The sequence below is a fragment of the Pseudomonas sp. GD04091 genome (assembly GCF_029836165.1).
In the GTDB taxonomy this organism is placed as follows: domain Bacteria; phylum Pseudomonadota; class Gammaproteobacteria; order Pseudomonadales; family Pseudomonadaceae; genus Aquipseudomonas.
The window spans coordinates 147,011-159,029 of sequence record NZ_JAOEBG010000010.1 but is presented as its reverse complement, the minus strand read 5'-3'; the positions used below and the strand labels follow the sequence as shown (position 1 = coordinate 159,029).

At 67.0% G+C, this 12,019-nt stretch carries 11 protein-coding genes; 6 read left to right on the top strand and 5 right to left on the bottom strand.

Translation table 11 applies throughout. The features are described from left to right. Nucleotides 1-26 precede the first annotated feature (26 nt). The 3 genes from fecA to N7422_RS14755 form a co-directional block, all read right to left on the bottom strand. Nucleotides 27-2,339, bottom strand: a complete 2,313-nt coding sequence (fecA, locus tag N7422_RS14765) for a TonB-dependent Fe(3+) dicitrate receptor FecA (RefSeq protein ID WP_279807217.1) — start codon at nt 2,337-2,339, stop codon at nt 27-29. A gap of 115 nt (nt 2,340-2,454) precedes the next feature. Further along, the gene (locus N7422_RS14760; protein ID WP_279807216.1) at nt 2,455-3,381 is read right to left on the bottom strand and encodes a FecR domain-containing protein; all 927 of its coding nucleotides are present in this window, start codon (nt 3,379-3,381) and stop codon (nt 2,455-2,457) included. After that, complete coding sequence (locus N7422_RS14755) at nt 3,378-3,872, bottom strand: sigma-70 family RNA polymerase sigma factor (RefSeq protein ID WP_279807215.1); 495 nt, start codon at nt 3,870-3,872, stop codon at nt 3,378-3,380. Before N7422_RS14755 ends, N7422_RS14760 begins: the two co-directional genes overlap by 4 nt. Nucleotides 3,873-4,071: 199 nt before the next feature. Here N7422_RS14755 and N7422_RS14750 point away from each other — a divergent pair, with 199 nt between their 5' ends. The 6 genes from N7422_RS14750 (at nt 4,072) to N7422_RS14725 (ending at nt 10,373) form a co-directional block, all read left to right on the top strand. Further along, nucleotides 4,072-4,377 (top strand): DUF3649 domain-containing protein, encoded by a 306-nt coding sequence (locus N7422_RS14750; RefSeq protein WP_279807214.1) that lies wholly within the window; start codon nt 4,072-4,074, stop codon nt 4,375-4,377. Beyond that, nucleotides 4,374-5,936 carry a PepSY-associated TM helix domain-containing protein gene (locus N7422_RS14745; protein WP_279807213.1) on the top strand — a complete coding sequence of 521 codons (1,563 nt, stop codon included), beginning with the start codon at nt 4,374-4,376 and terminating at the stop codon, nt 5,934-5,936. Before N7422_RS14750 ends, N7422_RS14745 begins: the two co-directional genes overlap by 4 nt. Next, complete coding sequence (locus tag N7422_RS14740) at nt 5,936-6,262, top strand: DUF3325 domain-containing protein (RefSeq protein WP_279807212.1); 327 nt, start codon at nt 5,936-5,938, stop codon at nt 6,260-6,262. The genes N7422_RS14745 and N7422_RS14740 overlap by 1 nt, the downstream gene beginning before the upstream one ends. Before the next feature lie 4 nt (nt 6,263-6,266). Then, nucleotides 6,267-6,824: an RNA polymerase sigma factor gene (locus tag N7422_RS14735; protein WP_279807211.1), complete on the top strand. Its 558-nt coding sequence runs from the start codon at nt 6,267-6,269 to the stop codon at nt 6,822-6,824. Further along, on the top strand, nt 6,821-7,789 hold the full coding sequence (locus N7422_RS14730) for a FecR family protein (RefSeq protein ID WP_279807210.1): 969 nt from the start codon (nt 6,821-6,823) through the stop codon (nt 7,787-7,789). The genes N7422_RS14735 and N7422_RS14730 overlap by 4 nt, the downstream gene beginning before the upstream one ends. A 181-nt stretch (nt 7,790-7,970) precedes the next feature. Next, nucleotides 7,971-10,373, top strand: a complete 2,403-nt coding sequence (locus N7422_RS14725) for a TonB-dependent receptor (protein WP_279807209.1) — start codon at nt 7,971-7,973, stop codon at nt 10,371-10,373. Between the two features lie 93 nt (nt 10,374-10,466). On the opposite strand, the gene N7422_RS14720 is transcribed toward N7422_RS14725, so the two are convergent. After that, nucleotides 10,467-10,967 (bottom strand): hypothetical protein, encoded by a 501-nt coding sequence (locus tag N7422_RS14720; RefSeq protein WP_279807208.1) that lies wholly within the window; start codon nt 10,965-10,967, stop codon nt 10,467-10,469. A 120-nt stretch (nt 10,968-11,087) separates the two neighbouring features. Continuing rightward, the gene (locus N7422_RS14715) at nt 11,088-11,963 is read right to left on the bottom strand and encodes an AraC family transcriptional regulator (RefSeq protein WP_279807207.1); all 876 of its coding nucleotides are present in this window, start codon (nt 11,961-11,963) and stop codon (nt 11,088-11,090) included. Between the last annotated feature and the right edge of the window lie 56 nt (nt 11,964-12,019).

Here is a 12,019-nt window from a genome sequence, read left to right as displayed (position 1 = left end):
AGTCGCTGGGCTTCTCTTGTCGTCGGTCAGAACTCGACCGAAGTCTGCAGGTATAGAGTACGGGGTTCGCCCACGTACTTGCCCTTGTTGTTGTCGTCGAACGAGCGGGTGTAGTACTCGCGGTTGAACAGGTTCTTCACCCCCACCGCCACCTTCAGGTTCGACAGCTGCGGACCGAAGTCGTAGCCCGCGCGGGTGCTGACCAGCATGTAGCCGGGGATGCGCCCGGTGCTGCCGTCGGCGCTCTCGCTGGCGGTGTTGGCGTTGTCGGCGTACTGGCTGCTCTGGAAGCTGCTGTCCAGGTTCAGCTGCCACGGGCCCTGGGTGTAGCCCAGGCCCAGCGTGCCCTTGTGGCGGGACGAGAACGGCACCTGATTGCCCTTGTTCGGGCCGTCTTCGCGAATGGTGGCGTCGACGAAGGCGTAGCCGGCATGCACATCGAACCCGGCCAGGGCCGGGCTCAGGCCGTCGAGGGCGTAGCGCACGCTGGTCTCGATGCCTTGGTGACGGGTTTCGCCACGGGCGATCACCGAGTCGTTGGTCTGGTTGCTTTCGTACTGGTTGTCGAAGTTGATCAGGAACGCACCGATCTCCGCCTGCAGGTCGCCATTGTCATAGCGTGTGCCGACTTCCCAGGTCCGCGCCTTTTCCGGTTTCACCTCGCCGCTGCTGACCCGGTTGGGCATCTGGCTGTACTGCACGCTGCCGAACGAGCCTTCGGTGTTGGCATAGAGGTTCCAGCTGTCGGTCAGGTGGTACATCACGTTCAGCGCCGGCAGAGCCGTGTTGTAGCTGCCCTGGTAGCGCTGGCCGCTGAGCTTGTTGCTCTGCTCGGAATCGATCATCTCGTAGCGGATGCCCGGGGTGATGGTCCAGCGGCCGATGTCGATGCGGTCGTCCAGGTAGATCGCGTGGGCCTCGGTGCCGCCACGGGTGTCGCGGTCGTTGCGGCTGGCGGTGGTCGGCAGGCGATTGGCGTTGTTCGGCTCGCGGTAGCGCAGTTCGTGGCCGGCTTCGTTGACGTAGCGGTAGCCGACGCCCAGCTCGTGCCAGCTGTCGCCCAGGGCGACGCCTTGGGAGAAGCGGGTCTCGATGCCGCGCACCCAGTATTCGCGCGGCGACAGCGAGACGAAGCTGCCCTGGTCGAGGTAGCCGCTGCGCAGGGTCTTGGTGAAGAAGCTGTTGACGCTGAACTGGCGGTCGTCCTGCTTGTAGTCATAGCCGAAGTTGAACAGCGTGCGACGGCCCCAGAACTTGTCCTTGAGACGGGTCGACTGGTACGGATCGGCATCGAAGTCGGCGCGACTCAGGCCGCCGGGCATCTGGGCTTCGCCCTCGTAGTACTGGGCCATGGCGTGCAGGCTGTTGGCTTCGTCGAGCTGCAGCTTGCCCTTGAGCATCAGGTCGTCGATCTGCGTGTCGCTGTGCTCGCGCCAGTCGCCGCCACGGGTGCCGGAATACAGCAGGGCGCCGCCCAGGCCGTTGGCGTTGGTGCCGCCGACCAGCAGGTTGGCGCTGTTCTTGAAGCCGTCGTGGCTGGACGACGGACTGATCTGGTTCTGCATCGCCGCCTTGAACGTCGCCTCCTCGGGAATCGCGCGGGTCACGAAGTTGACGATGCCGCCGACGTTCTGCGGGCCGTAACGCACCGCGCCGCCACCGCGCACGACGTCCACCGCGTCCATGTTGCCCAGGCTGATCGGCGCCAGCGACAGCTGCGGCTGACCATAGGGCGCGAAGGGCACCGGAATGCCGTCCATCAGCACGGTGGAGCGCGACGCCAGGCGCGGGTTGAGGCCGCGAATGCCGAAGTTCAGCGCCAGGTCGTGGCTGCCGGTGCCGTTGTTCTCGGGGGCGTTGACGCCGGGGATGCGATTGAGCACTTCGCGGGCGCTGCTGGCGCCGCTGCGTTCGAAGTCCTCGCGGCGCACCACGTCGCGGGCGCCTGGGTGTTCGAAGACGTTGTCCTGGCGTGCCTCGGCCAGCCAGTCGCCGACCACGGTCGAGGCGCCCAGCTGTACGGCCGCTTCCTTGCCGACGGCCTGCAGCGGCTGCAGGCTGTAGGCGTTGTCGGTCTCCCGGCGTGCCTGCAGGCCGCTGCCGCGCAGCAGGGCGTCGAGGCCCGGGCCGATCTCGTAGCGGCCTTCGAGGCCCGGGCTGTTCAGGCCTTGAGTGAGCGCTGGACTGAACGAGATCAGCGTGCCGCTTTCGCGGCCGAACTGGTTCAGGGCTTGCTCCAGGCTGCCAGGGGCGATGTGGTAGTCGCGGGTTTCGGCGGCCAGGACGATCGGGGCGGCGATGATCAGGGCGAAAGCGAGGGGGCTGGGGCGCAGGGGCATGTGACTGAGGTCCTGTGACGAGAGGGTTCTGCCTTCTCTGTCACGCGAGGTTCGGAAAATGGCTCAGGTGATTGGAAAAAAACTTGAGCAGGAGCCCCATGGCGTCGCTCGCTTCTCAGCCGGTTGACGCGGCCTCGAGCGACACCCAGTAGCGGGTGAACCGCCGTACTTTCACCGGCAGCGCCACTTCCAGCATCTCCAGGATCCGCTCACTGTCTGCCAGTGGATACGACCCGGAAATTCGCAGGTCCGCCACCCGTTCGCTGCAACCGAGCTGCCCGAGCCGGTAGCGCGAAAGCTCGGCGAGAAAGTCGGTCAGGCGCATCTGCGACACCACCAGCATGCCGTCGACCCAGGCCGCGCGGTTCGGGTCCAGCGGCGCGACCGCCTGCCAGCCGCCCTGGGCGAAACGCGCCTGGTTGCCGGCCAGCAGGGGTGTGCCCGCCGCGCTGGCACTGCCACTGAATACCGACACCAGGCTGAAGCCATCGAACTGGCGCACGTCGAAGCGGCCGCTGTCCAGGCGCAAGTCGCCCTGGGCCGTGCGCAGGCGCAACGGGCGCGGGTCGTCGCGCAGCTCCAGCAGCAACTCGCCTTCCAGCAGCCGCACCAGGCGCTGCTGGTGGTCGAAGCGGACGTCGGCGGCACTGCGGGTGTTCAGGTGCAGGTGGCTGCCGTCATCGAGTACCAGATGCCGCCGCTGCCCCACCGGGCTGCGGTAGTCGGCCAGCAGCCCCGGCACCGGATTGTGCCCGTGCAGGCCCAGCCCGGTGGCGCTGGCCAACCCGGCCAGCAGCAGCGCCTTGAGCGCCCGGCGCCGAGCCGGGGAAGGCGGCGCCTCCAAGGTGGCGTGGACCACCGGCGATGCCACCCCGCGCAGGCGCTGGTTGACCTGCTGGATATGCGCCCAGGCCCGTTGGTGCTCGCTGTCGGCCTGCAACCAGCGCTCCAGAGCCTGGTGTTGGTCGAAGCCGGCGCTCTGCGATTCGATCAGCCAGTGCACCGCCTGCTCGGCAATCTGTGGAGGGAACGCGCTATTCACAGGGCGAAGTAGCAGCGCAGGGCTGCCTTGTGCAGGTAACGCTTGACCGTCGCCAGCGAAATGCCCAGTTCACGGGCGATCTCGCCCTGGCCGAGGCCGTCGACCTGGGCCAGCAGGAAGGCGCGCTTGACCAGCACGGGCAGGCCATCGAGCAAGCTATCGAGTTCAAGCAGGGTGTCGAAGATGATCGCCTTCTGTTCTTCGCTGGGCGCCACTTGTTCGGGGAGTTGCGCCAGGGCCTCGAGGTAGGCGCGCTCCAGTTCCAGGCGGCGGAAGTGGTTGCACAGCACGCGCTTGGCCACGGTGGTGAGGAAGGCGCGGGGTTCGACCAGTTGCGGTGCTTCGCGCGCCTGAAGCAGGCGCACATAGGTGTCCTGGGCCAGGTCGGCGGCGCTTTGCGGGCAGCCCAGGCGTCGCCGCAGCCAGCCGGTCAGCCAGCTGTGGTGGGCGATGTAGAGGCCTTCGACGGTGGATGAGAGGGCGCTGGGCACCGATGCGACTCCGGCGCCAGAAAGCGCAACTGGAAGTAAGAATTGTTCGCATTGTATTCATGCGACCGGCGTTCGGCAATCGATGCCGATATCCGGCCGTTCGCCCCGCGATGGTTCAGCCCAGGCAACTCGTCTCCCATGCTTTGCTTATGAGAATTGAAATCATTACTATTGCAGCCCCGTCTCCCGGACCCTCGTGATGAAGAGCAAATCCGCCGGCATTCCCCTGAGCTATCGCCTGGCCGTGACCTCGCGCAGCCTGGCCGCGCTGCTGGGCGGCTACCTGCTGGCGTCCATGGCCAGCGTCGCCATCGCCCTGTTCGCGCCCATGGCCCAGGTCGATGCCGCGCTGACCGGCATGATGCTGTCGTTCGTGGTTTACCTGCTGGCCTTCATCTGGTGCTTCGCCTGCCGCAGCGCCTGGCGCGCCTGGCTTGGCGTGCTGCTGCCGAGCCTGGCGCTGGGGTTGCTCAATGGCCTGGCCTACTGGATGAAACAGTCATGAAAGAGGGCTTCCGCCAGGCCATGGCCTGGTTGCACACCTGGACCGGGCTGATCTTCGGCTGGTTGCTGTTCGCCATCTTCCTCACCGGGACGCTGTCGTATTTCAAGGATGAGATCAGCCACTGGACCCAGCCGGAGGTCCAGGCTCATCCGCTGGACCCGGTGGCCAGCCTTGGCTTGGCCCAGCGCTATCTCGAAGCCAACGCCGGCCATGCCAGCACCTGGTTCATCCGCCTGCCCAGCGAGCGCGATGCCGCGCTCAGCGTCACCTGGCGCGACCCCAACGGCGTCGGCCGTGGGGCCTTCACCGACAAGGCGCTGGATGCCCGGACGGGCGAAGCGGTCGAGGCGCGTGACACGCGTGGTGGCGAGTTCTTCTACCGCTTCCACTTCCAGCTGCAGATGCCCCACCCCTGGGGGCGCTGGCTGTCGACCTTCTGCGCCTTCATCATGCTGCTGGGCCTGGTCACCGGGATCATCACTCACAAGAAGATCTTCAAGGAGTTCTTCACCTTCCGCCCCGGCAAGGGGCAGCGCTCCTGGCTCGACGGGCACAACGCCATCGGCGTGCTGGTGCTGCCGTTCCACCTGATGATCAGCTACAGCAGCCTGGTGATCTTCATGTACATGGTCATGCCAGCCGGCATCCTGGCCAGTTACGGCGACAGCGACGGTTACTTCAACGACCTGTTCGGGCATGACGAGGTGGTCACCGCCGCTGTCCAGCCAGCGCCGCTGGTGCCGTTGACCGAGCTGTACGCCAAGGTCCAGGCGCACGCGCCGGGGGCGCGGATGGGCTTCATCCAGGTGCAGAACCCCGGCGATCGCAACGCCCGGGTCAACTTCTCCTGGACGCCAGCGGACAGCGTCGCCTATTCGCGCAGCGCCACCTGGACCTTCGACGGCACCACTGGCGCGCTGCTCCAGCAAGGCGCGACGGAAAGCGCGGCGATGATGACCTCCTTCACCCTGGTCGGCCTGCACATGGGCAACTTCGCCGGGCCCTGGCTGCGCTGGCTGTACTTCGTGTTCGGCGTGGCCGGCACGGCGGTGATCGGCACCGGCCTGGTGATGTGGCTGGGCAAGCGCCAGCTCAAGCATGCCAAGAGCGAGCGCATGCCCGCCGAGCTACGCCTGGTCGAAGTGTTGAACATCGCCGGGATGAGCGGCCTGTTGCTGGGCGTGGCGGCGTTCTTCTGGGCCAATCGCCTGCTGCCGGTGGGCCTGGATGGGCGCGCCGGCTGGGAAATCGATGCGTTCTTCCTGGCCTGGGGGCTGTCGTTGCTGCACGCCATGCTGCGTCCGGGGCGTCGGGCCTGGGGCGAGCAGCTGGTGCTGGGCGCGCTGGCGTTCGCCTTGCTGCCGCTGCTCAATGCCTTGACCACCGGCAAGGGCCTGGACCATTCCATCGCCGCCGGCGACTGGGTCATGGCCGGGTTCGACATTACCGCGCTGGCGACCGGGCTGTTCCTGGCCTGGGCGGCCGGGAAGATGTTGCGAGCCCCCAAACCGGCTGCCAAGCGCGCCCCGCGCGCGGCGAAAACCGTGGAGGCAAGCTGATGCTGGGGATCGCCCTGATTGGTTTCGCTGGTTTCGCCGGCCTGTGCCTGGCCATGGAAAAGCACTTCGGCGACCTGCTCGGGCGCAAGCCCACGGCCTTCCAGCTGCGCGTCCTGCGCCTGGGGGGCTGGACGCTGTTGCTGCTGTCGGTGGTCCTGGCCGTGTACCTGCGCGGCTGGGCGATCGGGTTGGTGGAGTGGATCGCCGTGCTGATGGCCGGGGTGACGTTGTGGGTCTTCGCCTTGCCCTACCAACCGCGGATCCTGCTCGGCCTGGCGGGGGCCAGCCTGGTGCTCGGGCCGTTGCTGGCCGTGCTGGCGGTGTAGGACCGTGAGCGAGCCGGACGCCGACAACGGCAGTGGCCGGGCGCGTTTTCTCCAGGTGTTCCTCGCTCAGCGCGCACGGATGGAAGCGCTGGTCAGCCGGCGCATCGGCTGCCGCGCCACGGCCTCGGACCTGGTCCAGGATCTGTTCCTGCGCTTCTGGCGCCGCCCGCAGGTCAAGGTCGAAGCGCTCGACACCTACCTGTTGCGCAGTGCCAGCAACCTGGCCATCGACTACCTGCGCAGTGAAGGCACGCGGGATCGCGCCACCGAGGGCCTGCTCAACGATGACGACGCGCCGGGCGCCCAGGCGCCCGAGCAGGCCCTGGAAGTCGATCACGACCTGCAGCGCATCGAGGCGGCGCTGCGCGCCTTGCCCGAGCGCACCCGGCAGATCTTCCTGCTCAACCGCATCCACGGCTGTACCTATGGCGAGATCGCCAAGGCCATGCAGCTGTCCCAGAGCGCGGTGGAAAAGCATATGATGCGCGCCCTCGAAGCGTGCAAGGCGAGCGTCGCCGAACCCGCCCCCCAACTGCGCCGGCCAGGGAGCGCCCGACGATGAGTCTCGAACCGCCGATCACCGCCGAACAGTCCCGGGCGGCCCTGCATTGGCTGGGCCGTATCCAGCAGCAGCCGGAGCAGGCGCAGGGCGCGGCGTTCAAGCGCTGGCTGCTGAAGAGCCCGGCGCATCGCCAGGCCTATGTCGAGGCCCAGGCGCTGTGGCGGCTGAGCGAGGCGCCGGCGGCGCGGCTGGCGCTCGAGGAGCGGGACAGCCTGCAGCAGTACCTCGAGGCGATGAACCGACCATCCCGCCGACGCCCCTGGCGTGGCCTGGCGGTCGCGGCCTGCCTGGTGCTGGCGCTGGGTTGCGCGGCGGGCTGGCAGCCACGGTTCTGGCTGCAGGACCTGCGCGCCGACTACACCAGCGGCGAGCGGGTGCGCCAGGTGACCCTGGCGGACCGTTCGCAGCTCACGCTGGACGCCGGCAGCGCCGTGGCGGTGGATTTCGACCATGGCGAGCGGCGCGTGCGGCTGTTGCGTGGCACGGCGTTCTTCGAAGTGACCCATACCGGCCAGCCGTTCCTGGTCGAGGCCAATGGCGGTGAGGTGCGCGTGCTGGGTACTCAGTTCGAAGTCCGCGATCAGAATCAAGGCGCCCTGGTCACGGTGCGCAGCGGGCGGGTGGCGGTCACGGCGGGGCCGGGCCAGATGCCCCGGGAGCTGACGGCCAACCAGCAACTGGCCTATGCCGCGGGCGAGGCCGGCGCCGTCGAGGTCGCGGACAGCGAAAGCCGCCTGGCCTGGCGCCAGGGTTGGCTGAACTACTACCAAGTGCCGCTGGGGCAGGTGGTCGAGGACCTCGGGCGCTATTACCCCGGGCGGATCCTGCTGCTCGACGGTGATCTGGCGCAGCGTAAGGTCAGTGGCAGTTTCCCGCTGGAAGAGCCGTTGGCGGCGCTGGATTCGCTGGGCAAGGTGATGGGCTTTTCGCGGCAGACGCTGCAGGGGTTCACGGTCCTGCGTTGAGCTGTGCTGGCGTTGTGAGAGTGGGGCACCCGCTTCGCGGGTGATCGCGGCTAAACCCGCGATGGCGTCGGTGCGGCAAAAAAATTCGATCAGGTGATGAGGTATCCCACCGCGGCATCCGTGTAGTGAGTGGAAGTGCGATTCATTCGCAAACGATCATCCCTCTCACAGGTCAGCGTCCATGAAGTTCTCCCCGCGTTGCGTTCCTCTCTGGTTCGGCCTCTGTGCATCGCCCGCACTGGCCATCGCGCCCCAGGCCATGGCCGAGCAGCAGAGCCAGGCCTATGCCTTCGCCCAGCCGAGCCTGCCGCTGGCCCAGGCGCTCAACGCCTTCAGTCGGACCACCGGGCAGAGCGTGGTCTACACCCTGGCGCTGCCCGACCTGCAGGCCCCGGCGCTCAATGGCGCGTTCAGCGCCGAACAGGCCCTGCAGCAACTGCTCGGCAACTCGGGCCTGGCCTGGCGCCGCCTCGATGCCCGCACCCTGACCCTGGAGCCCGTGGACACCTCCGGCGCGCTCAGGCTGCAGGCCATCAATATCGATTCCCAGACCGACCGCTACAGCTACCAGCCCCCGGCCAGCGCCTCGATCATGCGCGGCCAGGGCCCGACCCTGGACATCCCCCAGGCCATCAACGTGGTGCCGGCCCAGGTGATCCGCGACCAGGCGCCGCGCAACCTCGACGACGCGTTGTACAACGTCAGCGGCATCACCCAGGGCAACAACTTCGGCGGCACTGCCGACACCGTGATGAAGCGCGGCTTTGGCGACAACCGCGACGGCTCGATCATGCGCGACGGCATGCCGATCGTGCAGGGGCGCGCGCTCAACGCCAGCACCGAACGGGTCGAGGTGCTCAAGGGGCCGGCCTCGCTGCTGTACGGCATCCAGGACCCGGGCGGGGTGATCAACGTGGTCAGCAAGCGCCCGCAGCTCGAGCGGTACAACGCCCTGACCCTGCGCGGCTCGACCTACGGCAGCGGCAAGAACGGCAGTGGCGGGGGCCTGGACAGCACCGGCGCGCTGGGCGACAGCAACCTGGCCTACCGGCTGATCGTCGATCACGAGGACGAGGACTACTGGCGCAACTACGGCGTGCACCGCGAGTCGCTGGTGGCGCCGTCGCTGGCCTGGTACGGCGAGGACACCCAGGTGGTGCTGGCCTACGAGCACCGCGAGTTTCTCTACCCGTTCGACCGTGGCACCGCCTTCGGCAGCGACGGGCACCCGCTGAACATTTCCGCCACCCGCCGCCTCGATGAGCCGTTCAACGACATGGAGGGGCGCTCCGACCTGTACCGCCTGGAGGTCGACCACCAGCTGGCCGATGACTGGAAGCTGCATTTCGGCTACAGCTTCAACCGCGAGACCTACGATGCCAGTCAGGTCCGCGTGACCGGGGCGGATGAAAGCAGGGGCACGTTGACGCGCAGCATCGACGGCACCCAGGGCGCCATGAGCCGCGACCAGTTCGCCACCCTCAGCCTCAACGGCAGCGTGGAACTGGCAGGCATGCGCCACGACCTGGTACTGGGCGCCGACCACGAGGATCGCAAGATCTATCGCGCCGACCTGATCCGCCAGAACAGTCGCTCGACCTTCAGCTACCTCGACCCGGTCTATGGTCGTGAAGTGGAGGGCACCACCGTGCGCGCCAGCGACAGCGACCAGACCGACAAGCTGCGCACCGACTCGCTGTTTGTGCAGGATGCCTGGCATCTGGACGACCACTGGATCCTGGTGGCCGGGGGCCGCTTCCAGCAGTACGACCAGTACGCCGGCCGTGGCCGACCGTTCACGGCCAACACCGACACCAGCGACCAGACCTGGGTGCCCCATGCCGGCGTGGTGTACAAGGTCGATGAGCAGCTGTCGTTCTATGGCAGCTACAGCGAGTCGTTCAAACCCAACTCCACCATCGCCCCGTTGAGCGTCGGCGGTGGCCGCACGCTGACCCTCGATTCCGCCATCGCGCCGGAGGAGGGCAAGTCGTGGGAGCTGGGCGCCAAGCTCGATGTACCGGGCGCGGTGACCGGCACCCTGGCGCTGTTCGACATCACCAAGCGCAACGTGCTGGTGGCCGATGGCGACACCCAGCCTGGCACCATCCTCTACAGCAACGCGGGTGAGGTCCGTTCGCGGGGTGTCGAGCTGGATCTGAGCGGCCAGCTCAGCGAGCGCTGGAGCCTGATCGGCGCCTACGCCTTCACCGATGCCGAAGTGACCAAGGACCCGCAGCTCAAGGGCAACCGCCTGCAGAACGTCGCCCGACACAGCGGTTCGCTGTCGGCGGTGTACGACTACGGCAGCCTGTTCGGCGGCGACAACCTGCGCCTGGGCGCCGGTGCCCGCTACGTGGGCGAACGGGCCGGCAACGCCAGCAACGATTTCGACCTGCCGGCGTACACCGTGGCCGATGCCTTCGCCAGCTACGAGACCAGGCTGGACGAGCACAAGGTGCGTCTGCAGCTGAACGTGAAGAACCTGTTCGACAAGGTGTACTACAGCTCGGCGGTGAACCGTTACTTCGTCGCGGTGGGGGATGCGCGGCAGGTGAGCCTGTCGAGCACCCTGGAGTTCTAGGCGCAGGGGCCGTAACGCGGCCCCTGGGACCAGGTAGTGAGTGCTAGCGGAGGCATAGCCTTCAAGCGAAATGCGTGTAGAAAAATGGAATGGTCATTTTTCTGGGTCTTGGTAATCGATGAACCTGAACTCTACATTGGTGAGTTTGAAGCCGCCGCCACCTGTAGCGGAATACGAGAGGGTCAGGTCCTGGCCCTTGCGCGTGATCGTCAGCTTACCCTCGAAGTCCGTCGAGAAACGCAGTCGGCTACCGTCATGCAGCGAAATCCCCTTGGTGCTGGCTTTTTCGTCTTTGGGCTTATCGACAAGCTTCACGATGGGAAGCGATTCCACTGTGCCATTTTCAGGAATCACCTGAATCGGAATGTTCAGCGTGATCCACTCCTGGCTGTTGAGGTTTGCACCAATCTGAATGTGATCGGGTTGCGAATCTTGGGGGATTGCGGTGATCCACGGGTCATTGCCTGCAAACAGCTGTTTTGGCCGGCCAGGATCGTGCTCCAGTTCGAGCGTGTAGGTGTTGAGTGGCTGAAAAGTGTTCGTGCGGGGGGCTTTCGTCTCGAAGGCCTTGAAATCCTGTGTACGGTTTGTCATGGAGGCTGTCCTGGGGCTGCGGGCACCCGGCTGTTTATGTCCAGGCAGCGTAAACCGCAGAAAATCAGTCTTGCTACTGGCAGAATTGTCAGCTCCCGAGGGCCTGTCGGCCCTTGGCAGTCAGGCGCCCAGCGCGGCGCGGTACTCCCCCGGCGTCGCGCCCAGGGCCTGGCGGAACCGGTTGCTGAAATGGCTGGCGCTGGCGAATCCGCATGACAGGGCGATCTCGCCCAGTGGCATTGCCCCCAGGCGCAGCAACCGACACGCCCGCTGCAGCCGCCGGGCGAGCAGGTACTGGTGTGGCGGCAAGCCAAAGCTCGCCCGGAACATCCGCGCAAAGTGGTATTCGGAGAGGTGGCAGCGCAGCGCCAGCTCGCCCAGAGTCAGTGGCTGGTCGAGGTGGGCCTCGATGTAGTCCACCAGCAGCCGGCGCTGGTGCGGCGCCAACCCGCCCTTGAGCTTGAGGCCCTGACGCAGTCCTGCCTGGTTGAGCACCGCGTGATCGATGATGTCATGGGCCAGGCTGCTGGCCAGCAGGCGCTCGCCGGGCTCGGTCCAGTCCAGGGCGATCAGTTGGCGGAAGCGCAGGGCCTGCTGCGGTTCGTCGACAAAGGTGGCTTCACGCAGTTGCATCTCCCGCGGCTCGCGGTCCAGCAGGCGGGTGCAGCCGAGGGCGAACTGCGCCTCGCTGATATACAGGTGAGCCAGGCGGATCGGGCCGTTGACCACCCAGTTCGACTCGTGGCCGGCGGGCATGATGCACAGCTTGTCCGGCGCGCCCTTGTCGGCCGGGCGCTGGCGGCGGAAGGTGCCGGTGCCGTCGGCGATGTAGCAGGACAGGGTGTGGTGGCAGGGGGCGTGGTAGTCGCGGGCGTCGTCGCGGTTGGTCCACAAGGCCGCCGCCAGCCCGTCGCCCAGGTGCGCGCTCAGCTCCAGCCGGGCGTGGGGCGAGGCGTGCATGGCGTTGAAAACGTGCAGGTGGTCTAGTGCGGGCATGGGCGGTTCCTCTGCTGGCCATCGTACTGCGACGGCGGTGCGATGGCAGCTACCGG